We start from the raw sequence: 24,053 nt of genomic DNA on the forward strand, positions 1-24,053 counted from the left end.
AGTAACGAACTGCTCATTCAACTACTCGTGCTTATCGTAATGATCATCGATATGGCTAACCGATCCAAAGATTCGTAACGTTAGAAGGCAAAACATCGAAAGTGGTGTTTTGTCTTTTTTTTGTGTTTGTATGAAAGGAGAGGAAAAGACAGCGCAGCAACGAATATGTTTACATGTTGAGAAAATAAGGATCGTTCCCTTAAGCTTACTTTTTGAGAAGGTAATAGATAGGAAGGAGCATCGCCATGATTGAATGTCCTTGGTGCGGCAGCAGCGTTATACTCGAGCATAATTGTTGTCCGGAATGTAAACAAGAGGTTCTTGACGAGCATTTAGATCCCTTTGTTGATGATCAAGAGAATGAGCTTGAAGAATCAGATCTCGAACTGAATGAGTATGATATAAACAACAGCATTGCGAATTCATTCACATGCACAAAATGTAATCATAATGAGTGCGATATTAATGAATTGGCTATGACAGGTGCGGGATTAAGCAAGCTTCTAAACATTCAATATCAACATTATTTATTTGTTTCTTGCATGCAATGCGGATTCGTTGAAATATATGACCCTACGATTTTAAGACGACGCAATTGATGCAATTTCAAATTCAGCTTTAATGGAAACATACAAAGAATTTAGGTTATGATCCATTCATGCTTAAAAGGTTAACAGGAGGATTTTCTAGTGAAATACGAAGTTATTTTGTTTGATGCGGACGATACCTTATTTGATTATTCTTTAGCAGAGGCACACGCCCTTAAAAGTGTTTTCTTGGAGTTTCAAGTTGACCTTTTACAATCACATATTGAACTTTATCGCTCAGTTAATCAGCAGCTGTGGAATGATTTTGAAAAGGGTGAGATTACTCTTGATTTTTTGCGGCATGAGCGATTTAGAAAACTGTTTGCAGAAGTTAAAGTCGAGCTAGATGCTGTGCATTTTAGCGAGCGCTACGTTCATTACTTGGGAGAGGGTTCCTTCTTAATCGAGGGCTCGGATGTTCTTATTCAGCAGGTTCTTCATAATGGGCATCGCATTGCAATCATCACAAATGGGATCAAACAGACACAGCATAGTCGAATTGGCAGGTCTGCTTTAGCTCATTCGTTCGAGCACATTATCGTTTCTGAGGACACTGGTTTTTCAAAGCCGCAAACCGGAATTTTTGATTTTGCATTCGAGAAGCTGAATCTGATCAATAAGTCAAATGTGCTTATGGTCGGTGATTCATTAACATCTGATATCCAGGGCGGCATCAATTATGGCATCGATACATGCTGGTATAATCCAAAGCGAAAGCCAAATCGTACAAGCATTAATCCAACGTATGAAATTCATCATTTAAACGAGCTGCTGCAACTACTTTAAAAAAGCTGTTATCATATAATGTTGGATCAATCATTCATTCGTAATGTTTCCCTGCATCGGGAAACTTTCCTTCTGGCGGCATCCAAGAGCTTTGGAAAATGTTTTTTTCATTAACTACTGAATAGGTATATGTCCAACCCTTTTCGTTTATAAAATTAACGTTTAAGTGATAAGGGTTATATTGTCTACCTACTTGTCGACTAATTTCCCATTCTTGATTAGGGTACCGTTCCTCCAAATATAGATTTAGCTGTTTTGTTTTATTTGAAACTTGATAATCAATCCAGTAGGGACGAATAACAAAAAGTAATAGCAAAAGTACAGTTAATGAACAAGACATACATAAACTCAGTTTTCTAACCTTCTTGGGTAAAAGTAATGCAATAACAAACATAATCATGACAAACCCAATCGAAGCTGCAATTTCAAATATGGTTATTGGATGCAAATAAATCCCCACCTCAAATTTTCATTTGTACGATGTTAGTTCTCCCGCCATAGCCTAAAAACAAGAACGATGCAGGCCAAAGCCAGCATCGTTTTTTGTTTCTAATTAAGCTCCCAATCCTGCAGCAGCATAATGGCTGCCCCTGCGGTAACGGCATCCTCAGTCAGCTGTCCTTGCGAAAATTTCGGTTCATATTGCGGTGAATAATAAATGTTGCTCCGCGCTACTTGAATGACCGTTTCATAAATCGTTTTATCGACATTGACGAGCGGGCCGCCTAAAATGACAGCCTCGGGATGCAAAATATTAATGAGATTGGCGATACCAATGCCGAGATAGGTAGCCGTTTGTAGAAATTGCTCCGTAATGAATGCATCTTTTTGCAAATACGCTTTCCGCAACGCGTCAAATTGAACTTCCTCTGGCGGAATACCCATTAACGTGCTTGATCGGCCAAGCTTCAGTTGAGAGCGTATTTTCTTCTCCAACGCGGGAATGGAAACAAGCGCTTCAAGCGCGCCATAATTTCCTTCGTCGCCAAGCCTTGGACCGTCAGTCTGAATGATCATTTGACCGAACGAGCCTTCCATATCTACTGCGCCTCTAACGATTTGTCCACCTGACATCATCGAGGTACGCAGACCAACTCCCGCATGAACATAAAGCATGTGTTCAACCTCTTCATTGCGCAGCGCCCAATGTTCGCCAATAATAGCTGTGTTCGCTCCATTATCGAGCAGGGCAGGCATACCAAGCCGTTGTTCTAACCAATCACAAATGGGAACATCAATCCAGCCTCGCGCAGGAAAATAACGGGGTTTTAGCATGACGCCATCTTCACGGCTCAAAGGGCCAACAGCGCCAATCCCAATCCCAATCACTTTGTTGCGATCAATGTGAAAGTCACTCATCATACGCTCAGCAATTTGAGTGATTTTGCCCACAAGCGTTTCTGGCGTCATTCTTTCATCCATCTTCCATCGTTCAAACGCTAGCGGTTTTAAATTCAAATCATATAAACCGATAGAGGAGGAGAAGCGGGAAATTTCTAGCCCAAACACAGCACGATGATCTGGATTGACGCGATACAATATAGGCTTTCGCCCGCCTGTAGAACGTCCCAGCTCTGAAGCAAGAATTAGACCATCCGTTAGCAGTTCCTCCAGCAATCGCGACAAGCTGGTGGATGTTATCGTTAGTCGCGCCATTAAAGCAGCTTTGGATACGAGTCCATCGCGAATGATGAGATCAAAAACTTGTTTTTTTATTGTAGGTACTTTTACATTCATATTTGAATCTCCATTTGTCCAAGTAATTATATCGGATATTAATCAATCTCTATTATATGCTCTAGGAATTTGCATGACTAGATAAAGTCTTAAAATATTTTATAAGTCATTTTAATCTTATGTACCATTCGTTTTGATCAGGTGCTTATTCACAACCAAGCCGCAGTATATTTGTCAGTTTTCGACAAAATAATCGGTTGTCATAGACGGGAATAAGTTCTATAATCTTGTTACAAAGCAGATTATCGATAATCGATAATCGGAAACGGAGAAGTGAATGTTATGTTTGAGAACATGTCAATTCCTTCGGTTAGCTCCATTAGCGATCAGGTTTACACAGCATTAAAGAAGGAAATCCTAGCAGGCGAGCTGCAGCCGGGAGCCAGGCTGTTAGTTCTTGAGATTGCAAAGAAATTCAATATCAGCCAAGCACCGGTTCGTGAAGCGCTGGAACGACTGAAATCAGCAGGGTTTAGTACAAGCATCCCCAACAAAGGCTCAATTGTTTCATACATAACCGACAAGGAAATAAAAGATATTTTCGAGCTGAGAGAGATCATAGAAGGTTTTGCGGTACGGCAATCTATGAAGCAGCTAAACGAAAATGATTTTAACTATTTAGAAGATCTGATTCGTCAAATGGATCTTGCTCATGAGCAAAACGATATTTTGAACATATTAGAGCTTGATATGGAGTTTCACGGCTTTTTTTATAGGCGCTGCGATAACCATATGATTCTCGATCTTTGGAATCGGATGCGAATCAAAGTGATGCGGTTCATGGCTATTTCCAATCGTCATTACTCCACAGAAGAGCTGGCGGATTGGCATCTTCGGCTCGTAGACGTTCTGCGCACTGGCGACGCTGCACTAGCAGAAGAAGCCTTTACTTTGCATATGCACTCTTACAAAATGATTCATCTCAATTAAAGTCATTCATTTCACAAGTCGACCTTACAAGAGGGGGAAATGGAGAATGTTAAGCGAGGGGTTATTATTTAAAGAAGATGTCATTCTTACGTGGATGAGGGAGCGTTTCTTGCGGAACCTGGTGTCTAATGCCCGTGCAATGAAGTCGGATTTAAAAGAAAGCTTATCCAGGCTTCAGCTTAATCCCTATTACACTTTTCCTGTTATGGCTTTGGTAGAACCGACGATCCCATTTGAAGATGAGCATGAAAAAATCATTTATTTGGAGCAAATTCGGGATTATATGCAAAAAAAAATGACCGAGGGCAGCGTCGTTTTTGTGGATGAGGAGGGCAGAATTGGCATGCTCTTCTCATGGGTATCGAAGGAATCTATCGAGAAGATGCAGACTATGCTTAAAGAGCAATTTCTTCATTCCTTTAATGTCGGGGTGGGCAAACCATGCAGTCAATTATATGATATTGTTCATTCCTATCGGCAGGCTGCGCGAGCGCTGCAGTATAAGTTTTATAGTGGCACGGGCAAAATCAATTATTTCAGCGAGCTGGGACGCTCGGAATCGCTGCAGACATACCCATCTGATAAGGAGAAGCAGCTTTTTGATGTTTACAAAGCGGCAGAGACGACAGCAGAGATTCAAGAAAGTGTACACTTTTTTTATACCGAGCTGCTTCATCATGGACCGATTGATACACAGAGCGTATATGATGTGACCGTTAGGCTTCTCGTCGGAATAGAAAAACGTGTATTATCAGAGACAGAGCATGTTAGCATGTATGAGCGGTTTGACGTAATGTCTATCGTGAAGCTTGCGACTTTGGATGAAATTAAACAGTATGTCATTCATTTTTTAATTGGACTGAAAGAGGTGTTCTCGTACAACCAGAAGGAGAGCCACCGCAGCATTATCAAAAAAACGATTCATCATATGGAGCAGGAATGCCAATATGTATCCTTGCAAAGTGTGGCACAGAAAGTGTATATGACGCCAACCTACTTAAGCCTGCTATTCAAAATGAATACAGGAAAAACGTTCATCGAGCATTTGACGGACATTCGGATGGATAAAGCGAAGGATATGCTAAAGAGCACCCATTACAAAAATTATGAGGTAGCAGAGAAGGTCGGCTACCAAGACCCGCGGTATTTCAGTCAAATCTTTAAGAAAAAGGTCGGGCTCTCGCCTAGTGAATACCGGGAAACGATTGGTAAATAAAAGCGTCTCATAGAAAAAGGACTCTAGCGGCGGCGCGACCCTGCTAGAGTCCTTTTTCTCATATTTAAACCACAATTGCTAGTTCGAACGAATTGCCTAGAGCCGAACATCGCTTTGCGGTCCGTTTCGATCCCTCATTTGTGCTTCCTCAAGCTCAGCATCCCAGTTTAGATGACGATATTCCTCGGCTGCGGCATCATTTTCGAACCAATTCAAGAAATCTGTCCAAAGCGCAACGTCCCATCCGGCATCAATTTGTGCTGTCGAATATACGCTGTCACGCAGTCTAACGAAACCAAACACATCACGTACTTGGGATTTTTCCGCTTGTACGACCGTCAGCTCAGCTAAGTGAGGCGGAATGAAAATAACGCCAGAAGGAGTGCCGAGTACTACATCACCAGGCATACATATAGCTTTGCCAATGCGTGTTGGAACGTTCATGCCTACCATTGTAACGTCCGCAATCGCAGTAGGATCGCTGCCGCGATAGTAGACATTGATATTATCGATTTCTACGATTTGCTGATTATCGCGAATGCCGCCCCAAATGACAGCACCGCCGCGCTTCGTGCGTGTGGAAATAGCTGTAGATAAATTCCCGCCTACATAAGTGCCAAGATGAACTTTATCAAACATATCCACTACCGCGACATCATCTTCCACTAGCGAATCAATAACCCATTGGTTGAAAAAGCCTTTTCGATTTTCTTGCTCATGTCCATAGTTAAGCAGCGTTTCATGCAGATCAGGTCGTTTAGGCACCATTACAGCTGTAACAGCGCGTCCAACCATTATTTTATTCGGGTGGACAATTTTGAAATCACCTTCGAACTGAAAGGCATAACCTCTGTTCCAGAGAGGGCCCCAAGCCTCCTCCAAAGTGATTTTGCGCATGCGCCTTAGAACATCTTCGGATACTTTAGGACGTCCATTCGGAAAGCGTTCACCCTCCCAAAACGGCGTAAGCTGGATCATATCTTCCGGATTGTCAAATTTCATCTGAGCACCTCTTTCGCAATAGTGTGTTTGAAGGCTGCTGTTATTTGCTTTCTAAGTCTATTGTTAGGGACATTCACATATTTGTCGATGCGACTTTCTTAAGGTATTTATGAGGCAATCTATGAATTTTTCACACTATATAAAATCAAACGATTTCATAATTTCTTCACCTTCATTCATGTAACCGCTTTCGTATAAAGTAAAGGAACATTATCTAGGAAAGGGGACGAGATGATTAGAGTGAAGACAGAAACTGTTTTACCCAAACAAAAGCAGATAAAAACAAAACGCAAACAACAAGGAGCTGCTCATTTAGCCGGATACATATTTATATCCCCTTGGCTAATCGGTTTTTTGCTGTTGACGCTTTGGCCCATTGCACAATCGTTTTATTTGTCCTTTACCGAATATTCTTTGCTGGAGGACCCAATATGGACCGGCACGGACAACTACACCAAAATATTTACTGGTGATTCCACTTTCACGAAATCGCTAAGCGTGACGTTTATGTTTGTATTATTCTCCGTACCATTAAAGCTGTTTTTCTCCCTTATGGTCGCATTGGCACTCAATAAAAACATTCGAGGCATGAATATTTATCGGACGGCAATTTATTTTCCATCCTTAATTGGAGGAAGCATTGCGGTAGCAGCGCTTTGGCGCAATATGTTCGGGATAGACGGTTATATCAATCAGGTGCTCGCTTGGTTTGGGATTGAGGGGGTAGGCTGGATATCCAATCCGGATACCTCGCTTGGCACATTGATTTTACTCAATACGTGGCAATTCGGATCAACCATGGTTATTTTTCTAGCTGGGCTTAAGCAAGTGCCGCAAGAACTTTATGAATCAGCCTCTGTAGACGGAGCCGGCAAGGTAAGGAAGTTTATAAGCATTACGCTGCCGATGCTCTCGCCGGTTATGTTCTTTAATCTCGTGCTGGGCATTATCGGATCGTTTCAAACGTTTACCTCAGCGTTCATTATCACAAAGGGCGGCCCTATTAATTCAACCTATATGTACGCCATGTTCCTGTACGAGAAAGCGTTCAAGCATTATCAGATGGGCTATGCGTCTGCACTTGCTTGGATATTGCTCACTATTGTAGCGCTTCTCACGCTAATTAACTTCGCAGCCTCGAAATATTGGGTGTTCTACGAATCAGATGGGGGGAAAACCAAATGAATTCGCTGCGTTCGAAGCTGACGAGCCATTTGTACCTATCCCTGTTCTCTATTCTGATGCTGTATCCCGTCATCTGGTGGGCAGGAGCCTCTTTAAAAAAGACAGAGGAGCTAAGCTTGCCGACGATCTGGCCGAAGACACCCATGTGGAGCAATTATTGGGATGGCTGGCACTTCTCATCGGAATATACATTTGCTCATTTTTTTGGCAATACACTGCTTATGGAGCTGGGCAATGTCATTGGCGGCGTTGCCACGGCTGCGATTGTAGCTTATGGCTTCGGAAGGCTAAACTTCAAGCTGCGCGGCTTCTGGTTTTCCATCTTACTGCTGACCATGATGCTTCCAGGGCAGGTAACTGTTGTCCCGCAGTACATTTTGTTCAATAAGCTAGGATTTGTGGACAGCTACGTACCGCTCGTGCTTCCGCATTTTTTCGGAGGCGGCGCATTTTTCATTTTCTTGCTTGTACAATTTATTCGCGGTATTCCGAAAGATTTGGATGAAGCCGCAACGATTGACGGAGCAAGCGTTTACGGAATCTTTTGGAGAGTGATCCTGCCACTGCTGAAGCCCGCACTTGTTACCGTAGCTATCTTCACCTTTATATGGAGCTGGGACGACTTTTTTGCACAAGTGCTTTATTTAAGCTCCGTTGATAAATTTACTGTTGGGCTGGCACTGCGCATGTTCATCGATCAATTCGACATTCAGTGGGGGCAATTGCTAGCCATGTCCTTGCTGTCGATCTTTCCTTCGGTTATCATCTTTTTCTTTGCACAAAAGCATTTTGTCGAAGGAATAGCTACTACAGGATTAAAAGGGTAAGTCATTTCATTTCACAAAGGAAAAGGGGATGTAAGACGATGAACAAAAACGGGTCAAGAAGCTTGGGGCTGTTGATGCTGGCATTACTGCTCGTATTGACTGCTTGCAGCGGAGGCGGAAGCAGCAATGGAGGGAAGCAAAACAATGAAGGAACGAAGAGCACAGCAAAGCCGGATGATGCTGGCGGCAAAGAAGCTGGTGCTAAAACAACACTCAGCATTATGTGGTGGGGGCCGGATGCCCGGCACGAGGCAACAAAAAAAGCGTTAGACATTTACTCCCAGCAAAACACGAACGTATCTTTTAAGCCGGAATTTATGGCATGGGATGCATTCTGGCAAAAGCTTCCGACACTTGCTGCTTCGAAGTCCATAACAGATGTACTGCAAATGGATGCTGCCTACATTCAAGAATATGTATCGCGCGGTCAGCTAGTGGATCTCTCTGATATTGACCTAAGCGGCATTGTTGATCCATCCGTTATTTCTAATTTGCAAATAGATGGAAAATTGTACGGTATTCCACTCAGTCAGAATGCGCAAGGCTTAGCCTACAACAAAGCGGAGCTGGAGCAATACGGGATCACGCTTCCGCATAAGGATTGGACCTATGATGAATTTTTCCAGTGGGCAAGAGACGCTCGGGCGAAGCTGCCTGATGGGAAATATCCGATAGGTGATACAACCACTTGGGATAGCTTCAACTATTACCAGACGTCGATGGGCAAACCGCCCGTTATGTCCGATGGCGGGAAAACATTTACGCTTGATAAGGATTTGTTTATGACCTTCTACCAAACGTATGAAGAGTTCCGCAAAGCGAAAATCGTACCTCCTGCAGAAAAAGCCGCTTCATTTCTGGAAAATGACCCGCAAGCAGATCCAATGGCATCTGGCGTCGTAATGACAAGAGGTGCAACAACCGGCTCTGTCAGCGCTTTAGAGCAGCTTATGCCAGGAAAGGTAGGCGTAGTCAATCTACCTGTTGGTCCTGCGGGTGGCGGCTGGGCGCAATCAACCATCTTCTTAAGCGTAAGCGCGAATTCCAAAAATAAAGATGAAGCGAAAAAATTTCTGAGATGGTTCGTTACCGATAAGGACGCAGGCAATGCGCTTGGTCTCACACGCGGCATTCCGATCAACCCTGACATTTATAAAGAGCTGGAGCCAACTCTTGAGACTAAAGATAAGCTCGGCAAAGAAATATATGACCTTTCACTAGACAAGGCTTTGCCGTTCTATCCGCCGGCAGCAGGCTTCTCCGAATGGGTTGATACGTATAAGAAGGAGATGGAGGCTGTAACCTTCGGCCAGCAATCGATTGAAGATGCCTACAAGAAAATAGACAAAATGGGCAAGGAATTGGCAGCAAAAGTGGCTGGTTAATAAACTATGGAGGTGGTATCTGGATGCAGCTAGCAGAGTTTTTCTCATCGCAGCCAGCAAGATTATGGCTTTTGGCAAAGCAGCTTGGCATTGAATACGCAGTTGGAGGGCTTCCATGGGAAGAAAAGCAGGAGAAACCATGGGATTTGATGCCGCTTATTCGCATGAAACAGAGGTATGCTGATGCTGGACTTACGCTTAACGTGATCGAATCCATGCCTCCAAGCAATGAGATTAAGCTTGGAACGGCAGGAAGAGACGCCGAGATCGAAGTGTTCCAGCAATTTATTACGAATATGGGGGCAGCCGGAATTCCTGTTCTTTGCTACAATTTTATGGCTCAGTTCAATTGGTTTCGAACATCGACCACCACACGGACGCGGGGCGGAGCACTAGTGTCCAGCTACGATCACAACCTCATAAAGGACGCGCCGCTTACCGAGGCTGGCCTTATTAGTGAAGATCAGCTTTGGGAAAATCTTCAATACTTCATGGAGCGAATCGTCCCTGTTGCAGAGAAAGCAAAAGTGAAGCTCGCGCTGCATCCCGATGATCCTCCGATCACGCCTATTAGAGGGATATCTCGTATTTTGACAAGTGCAGCAGCCCTGCAGCAAGCGATTGATTTAGTTCCAAGCGCCTATAATGGCATTACCTTATGCCAAGGAACACTCGCAACGGCTGGAGAACATATTCCGAGCGTCATCCGTCATTTTGCAAAGCAGGATAAAATGTTTTTCGTCCATTTCCGTGATGTGAAAGGAACGCCGGAAAAGTTTGAGGAAACGTTCCACGATGACGGGCAAACCAATATGCTCGAGGCCATGCATACGTATTATGAAGTAGGCTTTAACGGGCCAGCAAGGCCAGATCATGTGCCAACGATGGAAGGCGAGGATAATGCGAATCCCGGATATGAGCTGTTGGGACGCTTATACGGTATCGGTTATATCCGAGGTTTAATGGAGGCAGCTGCTGCTGCTCGATTAACAAATGAAGCTAAGACGAGTGTTAACATTTCGGGATAATCTCCATACGTTCATAAAGCAAGCACCTTCAACTCCACATATCGTGTGGAACTGGAGGTGCTTTTTATAATGCTCATATTTGCTCAAAGCGCGATCGTTACTTCAAAACATGAAAAACGGAACGCAATTATGCGTCCCGTATTTATCCTATCCGTCATAATGACTGTCGCAACGAATCAGCTCCAAAGCCGATCATTGGAATGGTAATGATTCCAATTGTCCGTATGCTCCCACAGCCCTGGGATTTTTGGATGCAGATGCTGTGCGAGTACCTCATCGTTCAAATCGTCAATGCCCAGACCAGGCGCATCTGTCATATGAATGAAGCCATTCTGAACGAGCTTGTTCGGAAGCTTGCTTCTAATGATAATATCATCCCACCATGGCACCTCACAGGAATGATACTCTAGCGCCATAAAGTTCTCTGTCGCTGCTGCTACATGTGCTGCTGCGAGACAGGCGATAGGGCTCTCAGCCATATGGATCGCCATGGCCACACCGTATTCCTGTGCCATATCACCAATTTTTTTCGTTTCCAAAATGCCGCCAGTCGTCAGAACGTCTGGATGAATGACCGACACTCCGCCAGCTTGAAGCAGCGGCCTGAAGTTTTCTTTCAAATAAATATCCTCACCTGTACATATCGGCGTTGCAACAGCTCGGGCGAGCTTCGCATACTGCTCGGTATACTGCCATGGAAGCATATCCTCCATCCAAGCCAAATTGAATTTATCGACGCGGCGTCCAAGCTTAATGCAATCTTCAAGACCAATATGTCCAAAGTGATCTACGGCAAGCGGAACCTCATAACCAATTACAGCGCGTACATCCGCCACATATTGCTCCAGCATATCAAGCCCTTTATCCGTTACATGAATCGCCGTGAAAGGATGGGGGATGTTGTGAATATCATAATGTTGATTTCGGATATCACGAATTTCTTCTTCGGTTAAGGTGTCTTGGTTAGCGCTGTAACGGTTTTTGGAAGCATTTCGCATTTCATCAATGAAGCCTATCGGAGCACTTAACGTACCAGGCTCATTAATAATTTGACCGATGCCAAGATCCATCTTTAGGAAAGTGAAGCCTTCCTCCATACGCTTCTGAAGCGCGAGCCCCATGGCGGTGCCGGTATCCTTGCCGACGACCTCGGTATCGCAGTACATTCGAATTTTGTCACGGAACTTGCCGCCGAGCATTTGATAGATCGGTACGCCATATGCTTTGCCAGCCAAATCCCATAAAGCGATTTCAAGCCCGCTCACACCACCGCCTTGACGAGCATGACCGCCAAACTGCTTAATTCGGCGAAACAGCTTATCGATATTGCATGGATTTTCGCCTAACAACCGGCCTTTCAGCATTTGCGCATAAACCTTATCAGCTCCGTCACGCACTTCACCAAATCCAATTAGGCCTTGATTCGTATACACTTTAATCAAGCTGCTATGAAACGGACCGCCTACAATATCGGTGAAGCGAATATCCGTAATCCGCAGTGCGGAAGGGCTTGCATGCTTGCTCACATGGGCTAACGTTTCTTCATAAGAAGGATTGTTGGACACGAAGGTCACTCCTTGTTTATAAGTTAGGTATTGAAAGGGGTTGCACACATTCATCTAGCTAAGCTAGAGCAGCATGCTGCCGCCATCGAGTCGAATGGCTGAACCGGTCATGAATTCACTTTCATCGGACGCAATGAAGCATACGAGCTGAGCTACGTCGAGTGGACGGCCAACACGGCCAAGCGGGAATTTATCATGTAATGAGCGAGTCGTTTTTTTATGCTTCGCGACATCCTCGGCGGACATGATTGGCTTCGATTCTCGGGCACTTTGCTTGCCGACATCAACGGCTCCTGGCTCAATCGTATTAACGGTAATTCCATACCTTGCAAGCTCAATTGCGCTTTCTCTGCCTAACATGCGAATACCGCCCTTGGTCATGGAATATACGGCATCGAAGTCGGTGGGGCGCTTGCTATGAACAGAAGACATATTAATGATGCGTCCAAAGTGCTTTTCCTTCATATAGGGAACGACGGCTTGTATGCATTGCCAGTAGCCTTTTAAATTAATGTTCATCATGCGATCGAAAGAAGATTCATCATGCTCAAAAAATCCATAATTCAGCTGCAAGGCCGCATTATTAACCAAAATGTCAATGCCGCCATAATGCCCTGCAGTGTTGGAGACCATCCGTTCAATTTCATCTTTTTGCGAAATATTCGCTTGCACAATCATCGAGCTGCCACCGAAATCATCAATCATCTGTTTGGTATGAAGCGCACCGACATCGCTCTGATTATAATGAATGGCAACCATAACCCCGCGCCGTGCAAGCTCGATTGCAACGCCTTTGCCAATTCCTGTTCCTGCGCCGGTAACTAAAGCGATTTTGCCAACGATACTCATTATTCACCTCCAGACCGGCGATTACGGTTTTTTCATTTTGAAATTCATATAATGAAGCAAAAAACCGCCATCCAGCCTTATATCTGCACCATTAATGAGTTTCGCCTCATCGGAAGAGAGAAAATTCACAAGCTCGGCGATATCTTCATTGCTGCACAAAACAGCATTAGGCACCTTATATTCGTAATCGTTGTACAAGGTGGATAGCTGACTGTGAAACAACTCATCATCGCCAGCAACAGAACCCACTTCAATGGTATTGACACTGATCCCATATCGTCCTAATACAAGTGCTGCTTCTTTGGACAGCATTTTGACCGCACCTTTTGCAATGCTGTAGGTAAACGCTGAACCAGTCGGCTTCTCGGCATGGATGGATGAAACATAAATGATTTTCCCAGCTTGCTTCATCATCATTTGATTGCCGACAGCCTGCGTACAAATAAATGCCGATTTGGCGTTTACTGCGATGCTTTGCTGAAAAAGCGCTTCATCACCATCTTCAATTGTGCTTGAAGAAATCTCATTGTTGTTGTGAACGAGAATATCAACCGTACCAAGCTGCTGCTTAGTGAATAGAAGCATATCCGTTACTTCAGCCGTTTTACAAAGGTCAATGGTGACTACCACCGCCTGCAAGCCTGCCTCCTGTACTAGCTTTAATTCTGACCCAATCGCAGATCCTCCTGAATGACTATTCAAAATAAAATGAGCTCCGCTTTCCTTTAAACGTCGAATGATCGCTTTCCCGCTGTCACTGTCTGAATCCGTAATAAATACAACCTTATTTGGCAATCGCATAGATCCCCTCCAAGGAACAGACATAAAATGATGTATATAGCCTTATTTTAGTTACTTTGGTTCAAGCATAGCGATGCTGTAAATTTATGATTTTGTTTGATTTCTTGCATAATCCGCCAATACTGCAACAACGCTATGATTGCATTCGTTATTAAGAGCGAATAGGAATCCAAATGGAAGGGAAAGCCATGCGCAAAATAAAAAAATTCATTTTCATCACGCTTCTAATGATTATTTTTGTTCCGTTTATTTTGAGCTACTCGAACTATCGAATGACTAGAGTCAATAACGATTATGAAGCCTTATTCACCGAGCAGCTTAAAGCAGCTGTACATAAGGGAACCACATTTGATATGAAGGAAGTCGCGCCATTTGATTGGGATAAAATGTTTGTTTTTGAAGCTTATCGCTCAAGAGAAGAGATGGAAAGAACAGTCGGACGAGAGTGGACCAATGAAGCCTCCTACGCCGGATATTGGATAGATAGAAAGATAAGCGGACAATATCCTTTGCTGGATGAGTCGGTACATAAACTGGTTTTTGTGAAAAAGGATAAAGTGGTGTTTGATACTACTCTGGACAGAGCAATAGCTGACTTCTCGGTTAGCAGCAGTATGATTGATCGCGAGAATTCCCGATATACCGTTACGAAAACAGATCAATCATTTGCTACGGTTTATAATGTTTTAGAAGAGTAGGTAGATTGATAGACTTGGGAGCTTCCGAAAAAAAATGACAGTCTAGAACGATTACTCCTGTTCTGGACTGTCATTTGTTTAAATCATTGATGAACAAACTAGGAAGCAGGGGGAAGCTTAGTCTTCGTTGGCTTGGCATAACCCTCTTTATACGTTTCGTCGATAATTTGGCGAATCCGATCTACTTCGATCCCTGAAGACTTCATCGCTGCGGTTGTTACAGCAATTTCAATGCATACGCCGCAGCGAGTGCCATGATCGTCCCAAACTACTGAGCCGTCTTCCTTTATTTCGGCGATAAAGCAATTGAGATTGCTTTGGTGTCCCGCGCTTTCGCCACACCCGCAGTAACAAGGGATATAGGGCAATACATCCGTAACCGTTGCAGCGGTTTGATAGGCGATACGCAGGTTGTCAGAGGCGCCATCTAGAAAAGCTGGTAAAATATCAAGCGATGCTGTCGTCTCTTGCAAATCGCCAGATGCTGTTTGATGATCACCATGATTTCCGCCATTTGCTTCATGTGCGTTCGTTGCTGATCCAGCTGAATTTGTTTGGCTGCTGCATGCGCTGAGCAGCATCGAAGAGAGCAGAACCGAATAGAGTGTGGTTTGGGCTAATCGTTTCAAATATAGCAGCTCCTTGTTTCTATTAATTGGTTTTATTATAGCATTTTCAAATATTAAAAGAGTAACGTATATGGTACTATTAATTGACGATTTAGATCGTTTAAGCCGTAAGCTCTCCCGTTTAATCGTAACAAATGCCAAGATACAAAAAAGGAGCGATTGTCGATGAAGGTATTGTTTATTGGTGGAACAGGATTAATAAGTGAAGCTGTTTCTAAGCTCGCGTTAGAACGCGGAGTTGAACTCTATCTTTTTAACAGAGGGAAACGAGACGAGTTTGTACCAGAAGGGGCAAAGGTCATCAAGGGTGATATACGCGACCCTGAGCAGGCTGCTGCTGCACTTGAAGGCTATCAGTTTGATGTGGTAGTCGATTGGATTGCCTTCACGCCGGAGCATGTCAGCACGGACATTGCGTTGTTCCGTGGACGCACGAATCAATACATATTTATAAGTTCAGCCTCTGCTTATCAGAAACCGCCTAAACACTATATCATCACAGAGGATGCGACACCGCTCGAAAATCAGTACTGGCAATACTCGCGTGACAAGATTGCATGTGAGCAGCTGCTGCTTGATGAACAGGCGTCATCAGGTTTTCCAGTTACTATCGTAAGACCCTCATTTACCTATGGCGATACGATGATACCCGCAGCCTTAAACAGCTGGCAGCATCCATGGTCTCTGATCGCAAGAATACGTGCGGGACAGCCAGTTATCGTGCATGGTGATGGCTCCTCTTTGTGGACGATGACACATAATACCGATTTTGCCAAAGGTTTTGTCGGCTTGCTTGGACGTGCTGAGGCGATCGGAGAGGCGTATCATATTACTTCAGACGAAGTCCTTACCTGGAATCAAATCTATGAAGCGATAGGTTCAGCCGCAGGCGTAGTGCCGAATCTTGTCCATATTTCTTCCGAGTTTCTTATTTCGCATGACCCTGATCTCGAGGGCGGCTTGCTTGGCGATAAATCTGTCACGAGCGTATTTGATAACCGCAAAATCAAAAGCTTAGTTCCCGATTTTTCAGCAGAACTTTCTTTTGAAGAAGGGATTAAACGGACGGTTGCTTGGTTTGAGGCTCACCCTGAGCGATGCACCGAAGATGATGCTTGGAACGAGCAAATGGATACGATTATCGCTGCTCATGCAGCCGGATTTAAAAAATAAAGCGTAAGCAAATGACGAAAATATAGATTTTAAGCTGTACATTTAGAGAAATAAAAAAAATTTTTTAGCGATTTTTATAAGTGCAAAAAAAGTGCTTATCCTCTAGGGATGAAGCGCTTTTTTTGTGTTTTAAACCTCGATCCCTAGATGCTAAAAAATTTCTCATAATTTACAAGAAGCATAAAAACTCGTCTTTTGATGGAATGAGCGACATATAATCTTCACAGACCGTCCACTTTTTCTTGATGCCTGCTTATTCTCGCCATCTAACTTATATCGTAACAGGTATACTTCATTAACTTAAGGGAGAGGTATAATCATGCGAAAAAAGTTGAATCAGCATTTATTTGTTTACTTGCTCATTTTATCGTTAGTCATTACTTTAGGCATGTACGTCCAACCTTTAAATAACGAACAGGATTCACAAGCTTTAGAAACGTCTGCAGCAGAACCATTTTCTTTAACTGACCTAACGCCGCTTGTTGTTGATAGCTTAGAGAACAATGAAAAAGTCATCGCTTCACCCACTCCAGCACCTATACCTGTAACATTCAACGAGATTAGTGCGGCTACAGTTAACGCATCTGATCAACCTCCAACCATCCCGCTTGAAACGACTCTTGAAGTTGAACAACCGCCAGCCATCGCTGAAAAACTAACGAATACATATGAGGTTACCGCGTATTACCTTAACATTCGAACAAAACCGAGCGCCGCTTCGGATATTATAAAGGTTGTAGAAAAGGGATCAAAGCTTGAAATTACAGAAGAAACAGACAATGGTTGGCTTAAGCTGCAAAATGGTGGATACGTACATGGCGGATATGCCAAAAAGGTGAAAAGTGAAGTTTCCGTGTTATCCCTTGCTGCTGATATTAATCGTCAGTCTGCCATTGCACTTAAAGCAAAAAGCCAGGAGCAACGCATAGATAAGATAGAAATTTTAGAAGAAGCAGTAGAGGAAGAACTTATGAAGCCAACATCTGCTGTAGAGTCTGATTCGGGCCTTACCATCGAGCATATTGAGAAAATATTCGAAGGAACAGCACTATCCGGGCATGATTTGGAACAAGCTATCCTTGAAGTGGAGGATGAATACGGCATAAATGCTTATTTTACAATAGCCGTGATGAAGCTGGAGAGTGGTAATGGCAAAAGCCGGCTAGCTAAGAGCAAAAATAACTTATTTGGCCTCAATGCGATAGACGGCGATAAATACAATAAAGCGTTCAGCTTTGAAACCAAAGGGGACAGCGTACGAAAGTTTGGACAGCTCTTATCCAAAAACTATGTGGGCAAGGGACTGACTACCATTGAGAAGGTTGCCCGAAAATATTGTCCTGCCAACTCCAAATGGTCAAGTTTAGTGAAAAATATAATGAAAAGTGATTACAGGAAGCTCTGACATGGCAATTTCCCACCAAGTATGTTATTTTAGGCTCCTAAGCATTTGACGACTTGGATAATAGGAGGCTGCAAATAAATGGTGGATAACGTGCAGAAAATGCCATTCGGCTATGAGCCGCCTGTAGATGAGCTGAAAGGAACGATTGTATACTATGATACATTTGAGCATACAACGGAACGAGAGCTTGATCTAGCCGCAGATTGGGTGAAGGCACGTTCCTTTCGCAAGCTTGTTCTCTATCCACTGCATGAGCTGAGCATCAAGAGGATGTCGAAAGAGAACGTCAGCCCATTCTATAAGCGGGAAGATCGTCTGCATGAATGGAAGCGGGATCGAGCGGAGACGAATATCGTTGTTGAACGTTTTGAAATCAAACGCAAGAAGTATACGCCAATCGATTTTGCTTTAAGACATTTGGCCGAAACCTATCCGAAACCGCTATTTGTACTCATGACGGCTGAAATGGCGAATATGTTCGCTTCGTTCTCATCATTCGAGGAATGGATCGTGAAAATCAGGCTTTTGTTGACGGAAGAGCCTGCACAGCTGCATCCACGGCTCTTACAATATCAGCATCGCTGGGAAGCAATTGTCACCAAATAAACCTTGGAATACATAAGAAAAGAGCTGTCCGCGAGTAAAACTCATGGGCAGCTCTTTTTTCTGTTGCAAAACGATTATTCGTCTAGCCGGTTGATGGGCTATTCGGAACATGGCCTTTTTGATTGATATTCTCTGCTCTGGCCGAAGCTGAATTATTTTCCGCTTCCTTGGAGCTGTCTTCAAACGCTTGATTTTTGCTTGGAATCGATTTGTTTTTGTTGTGAGCCATCCACAATAACCTCCACTAGCGTGATTGCCTAAAACTCCGAGGCTAGCTTAGGTTAACCATGTTCCAGCAAAATAACCAAAATCTATAGCTGCTTGCTCATTATTTTACGCTAACAACATGCTCTTCGCATGCTGTAGAGCAGAAGCCGTGCTTCGTTTCTTCACATTCCTTGCATACGATATGCTGCAAATGACAGGAGTCATCTGCACAATTGATATAGGTATCAGCAGGCTGCTCGCAGTGGTGGCATTTGCCTACAACAACCGCTTCATCTGTTTGATTAATGACAACGGATGTTCTCTCATCGAATACATAACATTTGCCGTCAAACAGTTTGCCTTGTACTTCCTCGTCCTTGCCGTAGGTTACAATACCGCCTTCAAGCTGATAGACGTCGTTAAAGCCTTCGCTTAGCATAACGCCTGTAAGCTTCTCGCAGCGAATGCCGCCTGTGCAATAGGTAATGATCGGCTTGTCTTTGAATTCCGCCATATTCTCGCGAAGCCATTCAGGAAACTCCTTGAATGTTTCAAGATCGGGTCTGATCGCGTTGCGGAAATGACCAAGATCGTATTCATAATCGCTTCTGCCATCTAGTACGATAACATCTTCTCTTTGCAAATACTCATGAAATTCTTTAGGTGATAGACGAGTGCCGCTTAATGTATTCGGATCTAAAGGCTTATCATAACGTAGCGTCACTAGCTCTTTCTTGTAACGTACAAAAATCTTCTTGAAAGCATGTTTATCGGTTTCGTCGATTTTGAAAACCATATCCGAAAATAAAGGATTCGCACGCATATGCGCCATATATTGTTCAGTTTGCTCGATGGTTCCTGAGAGCGTTCCGTTAATTCCTTCATCAGCAATTAAGATACGGCCTTTTACGTTTAATTCCTTGCAATATGCAAGATGTTCAGCAGCAAACTGCTCAGCATCCGGTACAGCTACAAATTTATAATACAATAAAACTCGAAAATGATTAGCTTCACTCATCGTAGTCTTTCCTTTCCGGTAAACAAATAAAAGCATTCTATATTATAGTTGACATTTTAAATAATTTCAACTTAAAACCTTTTTTGAACCTTTTTCATATACGAAACCAATGTATAGCGAAAGCAAATAGAGGAGGGGCTATATGAAAAAAGGGATAATAGTCATATTGATATGTTTGGTACTAGCTGCTTGTTCCACCGAACAGCCAAGCGTGCCACAGGATTTTCTAACTAATATCGAAAGTACGGATTTAAGCAAGGAGCATACTGGCGGGATATCGCCTGGGGATTCGGTTCAATTACTTACGGATAAACGTGGTCAGCCAAAAGGGAAATACGATATTAAAATGAAAAAAGCAGATGATTATGATGTGCCTGTTCAGTCATGGGAGTATTTTAACGCTACATATACGGTATCTGAAAGCAAGGTCGCGAGCTATAATCTGCTTTCAGATGAAGCTACCCATAAAGGGGCTAAACTGGGAAATTCTATACAATCTGTTAAGGACATGTATGGGGATGCCTATTATAATAGAGAACACGATGATTTAAAACTACTAGGTTATATCGATAAAGAGAAGGAATGGGTACTCGAGTTTATGGTAGATCAAGAAAAGGTAACCGGCATCATGATGAGTGAATTATCCCTTTTTGAAACGAAATAATAATTGGAATTGGCACATGAGTACTCGTGTGGCGTGAGGAGGTTTCCGTATTGAAGGATTCGGACATACAACCCTTGTTAGCTTTGCTTCTGGATGAAGATCCGGAAGCTTTCCGCTTGGTGTATGAGAAAACGGCAGATCATATCTATCGTACCGTCTATTATTTGGTCACGAACAAAAACGAAGTCAATGATATCGTTAGTGAGATTTACATCGCTATGCTCTCCGCTTTGCCTGCCTACGACTACAATAGACCATTTCGAGCCTGGCTTAACGGCTTAATCATTAATCAGGTTAATCATCACAATCGAAAAGGCTGGCGATTTTTACGTTTAATTAATCGCAATAAGCAATTGTATGGCGTACAGCCATGGAAGAGGCCAGATGAATTAGCGGTCGAAGAGGAAGAAAAACACCAAGTACTTCAGCTCGTAAACAGCTTGTCTGCCAAACATAAACAAATAATCGTACTTCGCTATTATCAGGATTGCTCCTTTGAGGAGATTGCCAGCACGCTCCAAATCCCACTAGGCACAGCCAAATCCAGACATCATGAGGCTTTGAAAAAACTGCGAAATCGAACCTCACATTCTCAATTTTTCAAGGAGGTGTTTAATCATGTCGATTGAACAAGAGCTAACACAAGCCTACAAACAATCCGCAACGAGAATCAAACGCCCTGAGGAGCTTGATGCTCGAATCGAACAGCTGTACCGAAAGCAGAGCTTCCAAAAGCAGACCAAGCTGCACGCCGTAAAAAAATCATGGACGCTCAGAATCATCGTAGCGGGACTGCTCCTTACTTCCATGGGTTTCTCTACACCCTATATTTTTCATTTTAAAGACGAGATTATTGATTACATGCTGCATAATGGTCAATTAGGAACGTATGATGCGATGTTGGCTCAGCAAATGCGCGAATCGCTCAAAGAGGTTAAACAAACACTTCCTACCGAGGGGAAGGCGATATTTTATTCGCAAAAATTAAAAAGTCTTCTGCCGAAAACAAGTTCTATACCTATCGCAATCATCACCAATCCATACGTGTGGAAGGTAGAAAAAGAATGGGAGATGCAATTGACGGAAGCAAATCCAGATCTTCAAATGCCTGATTCTTTAACAGAAACATTGACGTTTATTGGAGGTCAGAAGGATCAGCCGTTTGGCGGTTCATTATCCGCTGCAGACATGGAGTCGCTTCATGAGCTTGAGAAACGTGTGAAGAAAGAGAAACCGGAGGAGACCTGGCTGCCACTGCCCAGACCTGAAATAGAGAGCGTGGATCATCCTGTCTATACGACGACTTATGAGAACGAATCCACTGACATTATTCATATCACCATGGAGGTATTCACGGATAAGAGCAATGTGCAATTACGTTCAAATCTAAAGGCGCAAGAGCAAATCGTTATTGGTCAACAATCTGCTATTTATGCTCTAGCACAGCCGTTTCTGTACAGTGATACGGATCAGTATCAATCCGTCTTTTGGATGGATTCACTAGAGGATGAAACGATACTATACACGATTGGCAGTTCAGATCTAGACATGACCAAAGCAGAATTAACCAGCATAGCCGAGCAGTTTATTCATTGATAACTGGGGAGAGTGTTTCATGCAACCATACGCTATTTCTACGAAAAGCCACTTCGTAACGATGCTGCTTGGCACATGGCTAGTGCTCGGTATATTCATAGACGGTTATGCCCATAACCATGATGTAGTCGAAACGTTTTTCACCCCTTGGCATGCGATTTTGTATAGTGGGTTTCTTGCATGCGCAGCATGGATACTTGGAATGATTGTATATGTAAAAAAAAGAATGGGCTGCTCGTGGAAGCAAGCCATTCCTAATGGATATGAGCTTGGCTTGCTTGGCGTCATCATCTTTCTTGCAGGCGGCTTAGCTGATATGGCTTGGCATATTATTTTTGGAATTGAAGTGAATCTTGAAGCGCTGCTTAGTCCTTCTCATTTAGCCTTAATGCTCGGTGCCATTCTCATCTTATCAAGTCCGCTTCGAGCAGGCTGGAGGGAGCACAGTGGCGATCAGATAGGTTGGAGAAGCTTTTTCCCATACTTATTATCCTTAGCGTTATCAGCAGGTACTGTCAGTTTCTTTCTCATGTATGTGTGGATGTTTCGGTATAATTTGCCTGCGCCAAAAGTAGTTGCTTGGTATATGAACAATTCCAGCACTTTATTTGCGCACCGGATGGTAGATGATGCCGAGGTACGAGGATTAACGTTTATCTTACTAAATACGATCGTATTTATGTTTCCCATTTTATTTATGCTAAAGCGCTGGCAGCCTCCTTTTGGTGCGATTACTTTTGTATTCTTACTCATTAGCGCACTAATGGGTGTAATCGATGGTTTTACCCAAATACATAGTTTGATCGTCTCGTTTGCTGCAGGACTGTGCGGTGACTTATTGCTGCATTTAAGACGCTCTGATCTGAATCGCAGGCGAAGCAGCAGGCTGATTGCCACCATTACGCCTATTGTGCTTTGGGGTAGTTACTTTGGCTGGATGGCTGCGACGAGCGGTATTGGCTGGGAGCCCGAGCTGTGGGTAGGCTCAATCGTACAAGCTTCGCTGCTGTCGCTCGGCCTTAGCCTTTTAGCCCAATCGCCTGAGCGTGTAAGTCAATGAGCGTACGATTAAAGTCCATTGGACTGAATTTAATATGCTTGATTGTTATCCTGTTAGCTGCAACTGGCTGTGCTTCGGATACATTTACGAACCTTACGAACGTCGATATAGAACCGCCTAAGCGAGGATTGCTGGCAGCTCTTCAGAATGAACAAATGCCATTACCAGAAGCTTCAGGTTATCTTGTAAAAGTAAGCGAAATAAATGGCAATCCAGTAGAAGTAGGAGAAATGGAATTACAATTGGAAGTCACCACCGCGTATGGGCAGCCTGTAACGAAATTTACAGAAGATATGACCAAGCTTATGCATCTGATCGTCGTTAGTAAAGATTTATCATCGTTTCAGCATGTGCATCCCGATTATGTGAAAGACAATGTTTTTCGGACAAAGCTTAATTTACCATTTGCAGGCTCGTTTTATGTAACGACTGAATTCAAGCCTCATAAACAAAATGTTGTCATTAATAAGCAGTGGATACAGGTTGCTGGCGAGCCATTATCTAACAAAACAATAGTTCTTGACACCACATGGATAAAAAGTGTAAGCGGCTTAGAAGTTTCATTATCGGCAAGCCCCGGTATTGATGAAATAGAAGCGGGACAGATGGTTATGTTGCTATTCCGAATTATAGATAAAGAGACGGGAAAGCCGATTAAGGAGATAGAGCCATTTCTCGGCACTTCCGGCCATTGTGTTATTTTGAACAGCACAGTTGACCAATTCGTGCATGCACATGCAATGGAAGCGATGAGTGGTGGTGCAAACATCATGTTCCACACGGTATTTCCTGAGAAAGGCATTTACAAGTTATGGGGGCAATTTCAATTTAAAGGCGAGGTGCTGACGGTGCCATTTGTCATCACCGTTAAATAAGAGATGGTTGAAACAAATATAAATTGTTTATGTACTCCTGCCCCCGTTAAGGGGGTTTTTGCTATTTATAAGCCTTTATTCAATAACGACCACTGGACTAATCCATTCTTTTATTAGTAAATTGCTTAAGATTGCTGTCCATAATGTGGGATTTACCGCATTAGAGGGTTCGTACATTCCCCCTATACTTATAAATGTAAGGGTTTTCAAAAGTGAAGAAGGGG

At 43.3% G+C, this 24,053-nt stretch carries 26 protein-coding genes; 17 read left to right on the top strand and 9 right to left on the bottom strand.

What is annotated here, in order from left to right:
• The first annotated feature begins 245 nt into the window (after positions 1–245).
• Positions 246–599: a zinc ribbon domain-containing protein gene (locus BK120_RS34500; RefSeq protein WP_083681527.1), complete on the top strand. Its 354-nt coding sequence runs from the start codon at positions 246–248 to the stop codon at positions 597–599.
• Positions 600–689: 90 nt separating this feature from the next.
• Positions 690–1,373, top strand: a complete 684-nt coding sequence (locus BK120_RS02670) for a YjjG family noncanonical pyrimidine nucleotidase (RefSeq protein ID WP_076265901.1) — start codon at positions 690–692, stop codon at positions 1,371–1,373.
• A 34-nt stretch (positions 1,374–1,407) separates the two neighbouring features.
• On the opposite strand, the gene BK120_RS02675 is transcribed toward BK120_RS02670, so the two are convergent.
• Complete coding sequence (locus BK120_RS02675; RefSeq protein ID WP_076265902.1) at positions 1,408–1,821, bottom strand: hypothetical protein; 414 nt, start codon at positions 1,819–1,821, stop codon at positions 1,408–1,410.
• 101 nt (positions 1,822–1,922) lie between these two features.
• On the bottom strand, positions 1,923–3,110 hold the full coding sequence (locus BK120_RS02680; protein WP_076265903.1) for an ROK family protein: 1,188 nt from the start codon (positions 3,108–3,110) through the stop codon (positions 1,923–1,925).
• 282 nt (positions 3,111–3,392) lie between these two features.
• Here BK120_RS02680 and BK120_RS02685 point away from each other — a divergent pair, with 282 nt between their 5' ends.
• Both BK120_RS02685 and BK120_RS02690 read left to right on the top strand, forming a co-directional pair.
• The gene (locus BK120_RS02685; protein WP_076265904.1) at positions 3,393–4,040 is read left to right on the top strand and encodes a GntR family transcriptional regulator; all 648 of its coding nucleotides are present in this window, start codon (positions 3,393–3,395) and stop codon (positions 4,038–4,040) included.
• Between the two features lie 46 nt (positions 4,041–4,086).
• Complete coding sequence (locus tag BK120_RS02690; protein WP_076265905.1) at positions 4,087–5,256, top strand: helix-turn-helix domain-containing protein; 1,170 nt, start codon at positions 4,087–4,089, stop codon at positions 5,254–5,256.
• 96 nt (positions 5,257–5,352) lie between these two features.
• Here the strand turns inward: BK120_RS02690 and BK120_RS02695 are convergent, their stop codons facing one another.
• A complete protein-coding gene (locus BK120_RS02695; RefSeq protein WP_076265906.1) occupies positions 5,353–6,258 on the bottom strand; it encodes an RraA family protein in 906 nt (301 codons plus the stop codon).
• Between the two features lie 231 nt (positions 6,259–6,489).
• Here BK120_RS02695 and BK120_RS02700 point away from each other — a divergent pair, with 231 nt between their 5' ends.
• Genes BK120_RS02700 through BK120_RS02715 form a run of 4 tightly spaced genes read left to right on the top strand, consistent with a single transcriptional unit; the run spans position 6,490 to position 10,683 of the window.
• Positions 6,490–7,443, top strand: a complete 954-nt coding sequence (locus BK120_RS02700) for a carbohydrate ABC transporter permease (protein ID WP_076265907.1) — start codon at positions 6,490–6,492, stop codon at positions 7,441–7,443.
• Positions 7,440–8,270, top strand: a complete 831-nt coding sequence (locus BK120_RS02705) for a carbohydrate ABC transporter permease (RefSeq protein WP_076265908.1) — start codon at positions 7,440–7,442, stop codon at positions 8,268–8,270. The genes BK120_RS02700 and BK120_RS02705 overlap by 4 nt, the downstream gene beginning before the upstream one ends.
• A 38-nt stretch (positions 8,271–8,308) precedes the next feature.
• Complete coding sequence (locus BK120_RS02710; RefSeq protein ID WP_076265909.1) at positions 8,309–9,655, top strand: ABC transporter substrate-binding protein; 1,347 nt, start codon at positions 8,309–8,311, stop codon at positions 9,653–9,655.
• Positions 9,656–9,678: 23 nt separating this feature from the next.
• Entirely contained in the window at positions 9,679–10,683 is a 1,005-nt protein-coding gene (locus tag BK120_RS02715) for a mannonate dehydratase (RefSeq protein ID WP_076265910.1), read from the top strand.
• Between the two features lie 176 nt (positions 10,684–10,859).
• On the opposite strand, the gene BK120_RS02720 is transcribed toward BK120_RS02715, so the two are convergent.
• The 3 genes from BK120_RS02720 to BK120_RS02730 all read right to left on the bottom strand — a co-directional run bounded on the left by BK120_RS02720 (position 10,860) and on the right by BK120_RS02730 (position 13,898).
• Positions 10,860–12,248, bottom strand: coding sequence for a mandelate racemase/muconate lactonizing enzyme family protein (locus BK120_RS02720; RefSeq protein ID WP_076265911.1), 1,389 nt, complete (start codon positions 12,246–12,248; stop codon positions 10,860–10,862).
• Between the two features lie 63 nt (positions 12,249–12,311).
• Complete coding sequence (locus tag BK120_RS02725; RefSeq protein WP_076265912.1) at positions 12,312–13,097, bottom strand: SDR family NAD(P)-dependent oxidoreductase; 786 nt, start codon at positions 13,095–13,097, stop codon at positions 12,312–12,314.
• Between the two features lie 21 nt (positions 13,098–13,118).
• Positions 13,119–13,898 carry an SDR family NAD(P)-dependent oxidoreductase gene (locus BK120_RS02730; RefSeq protein ID WP_076265913.1) on the bottom strand — a complete coding sequence of 260 codons (780 nt, stop codon included), beginning with the start codon at positions 13,896–13,898 and terminating at the stop codon, positions 13,119–13,121.
• A gap of 188 nt (positions 13,899–14,086) precedes the next feature.
• Here BK120_RS02730 and BK120_RS02735 point away from each other — a divergent pair, with 188 nt between their 5' ends.
• Positions 14,087–14,596, top strand: a complete 510-nt coding sequence (locus tag BK120_RS02735; RefSeq protein ID WP_076265914.1) for a hypothetical protein — start codon at positions 14,087–14,089, stop codon at positions 14,594–14,596.
• A 98-nt stretch (positions 14,597–14,694) separates the two neighbouring features.
• On the opposite strand, the gene BK120_RS02740 is transcribed toward BK120_RS02735, so the two are convergent.
• Positions 14,695–15,177, bottom strand: a complete 483-nt coding sequence (locus BK120_RS02740; RefSeq protein WP_076266127.1) for a PCYCGC motif-containing (lipo)protein — start codon at positions 15,175–15,177, stop codon at positions 14,695–14,697.
• Positions 15,178–15,390: 213 nt separating this feature from the next.
• Here BK120_RS02740 and BK120_RS02745 point away from each other — a divergent pair, with 213 nt between their 5' ends.
• From BK120_RS02745 to BK120_RS02755, 3 genes are all read left to right on the top strand, one after another.
• The gene (locus tag BK120_RS02745; protein ID WP_076265915.1) at positions 15,391–16,398 is read left to right on the top strand and encodes an SDR family oxidoreductase; all 1,008 of its coding nucleotides are present in this window, start codon (positions 15,391–15,393) and stop codon (positions 16,396–16,398) included.
• Between the two features lie 319 nt (positions 16,399–16,717).
• On the top strand, positions 16,718–17,803 hold the full coding sequence (locus BK120_RS02750) for a glucosaminidase domain-containing protein (RefSeq protein WP_076265916.1): 1,086 nt from the start codon (positions 16,718–16,720) through the stop codon (positions 17,801–17,803).
• Between the two features lie 78 nt (positions 17,804–17,881).
• Complete coding sequence (locus tag BK120_RS02755; RefSeq protein WP_076265917.1) at positions 17,882–18,409, top strand: hypothetical protein; 528 nt, start codon at positions 17,882–17,884, stop codon at positions 18,407–18,409.
• Positions 18,410–18,491: 82 nt separating this feature from the next.
• Here the strand turns inward: BK120_RS02755 and BK120_RS35130 are convergent, their stop codons facing one another.
• Together BK120_RS35130 and trhO are read right to left on the bottom strand one after the other, a co-directional pair.
• Positions 18,492–18,638 (bottom strand): hypothetical protein, encoded by a 147-nt coding sequence (locus tag BK120_RS35130; protein WP_179089728.1) that lies wholly within the window; start codon positions 18,636–18,638, stop codon positions 18,492–18,494.
• A 99-nt stretch (positions 18,639–18,737) separates the two neighbouring features.
• Entirely contained in the window at positions 18,738–19,634 is an 897-nt protein-coding gene (gene trhO / locus BK120_RS02760; protein ID WP_076265918.1) for an oxygen-dependent tRNA uridine(34) hydroxylase TrhO, read from the bottom strand.
• A gap of 142 nt (positions 19,635–19,776) precedes the next feature.
• Here trhO and BK120_RS02765 point away from each other — a divergent pair, with 142 nt between their 5' ends.
• Genes BK120_RS02765 through BK120_RS02785 form a run of 5 tightly spaced genes read left to right on the top strand, consistent with a single transcriptional unit; the run spans position 19,777 to position 23,829 of the window.
• On the top strand, positions 19,777–20,298 hold the full coding sequence (locus BK120_RS02765) for a fimbrial protein (protein WP_076265919.1): 522 nt from the start codon (positions 19,777–19,779) through the stop codon (positions 20,296–20,298).
• A 50-nt stretch (positions 20,299–20,348) separates the two neighbouring features.
• Entirely contained in the window at positions 20,349–20,927 is a 579-nt protein-coding gene (locus BK120_RS02770) for a sigma-70 family RNA polymerase sigma factor (protein ID WP_076265920.1), read from the top strand.
• Positions 20,917–21,894, top strand: coding sequence for a hypothetical protein (locus BK120_RS02775; RefSeq protein ID WP_076265921.1), 978 nt, complete (start codon positions 20,917–20,919; stop codon positions 21,892–21,894). The genes BK120_RS02770 and BK120_RS02775 overlap by 11 nt, the downstream gene beginning before the upstream one ends.
• 19 nt (positions 21,895–21,913) lie before the next feature.
• Entirely contained in the window at positions 21,914–22,954 is a 1,041-nt protein-coding gene (locus BK120_RS02780; RefSeq protein ID WP_076265922.1) for a hypothetical protein, read from the top strand.
• Positions 22,951–23,829 (top strand): hypothetical protein, encoded by an 879-nt coding sequence (locus BK120_RS02785; RefSeq protein ID WP_076265923.1) that lies wholly within the window; start codon positions 22,951–22,953, stop codon positions 23,827–23,829. The genes BK120_RS02780 and BK120_RS02785 overlap by 4 nt, the downstream gene beginning before the upstream one ends.
• Positions 23,830–24,053 lie beyond the last annotated feature (224 nt).

The sequence above is a fragment of the Paenibacillus sp. FSL A5-0031 genome (assembly GCF_001956295.1).
GTDB lineage: Bacteria > Bacillota > Bacilli > Paenibacillales > Paenibacillaceae > Pristimantibacillus.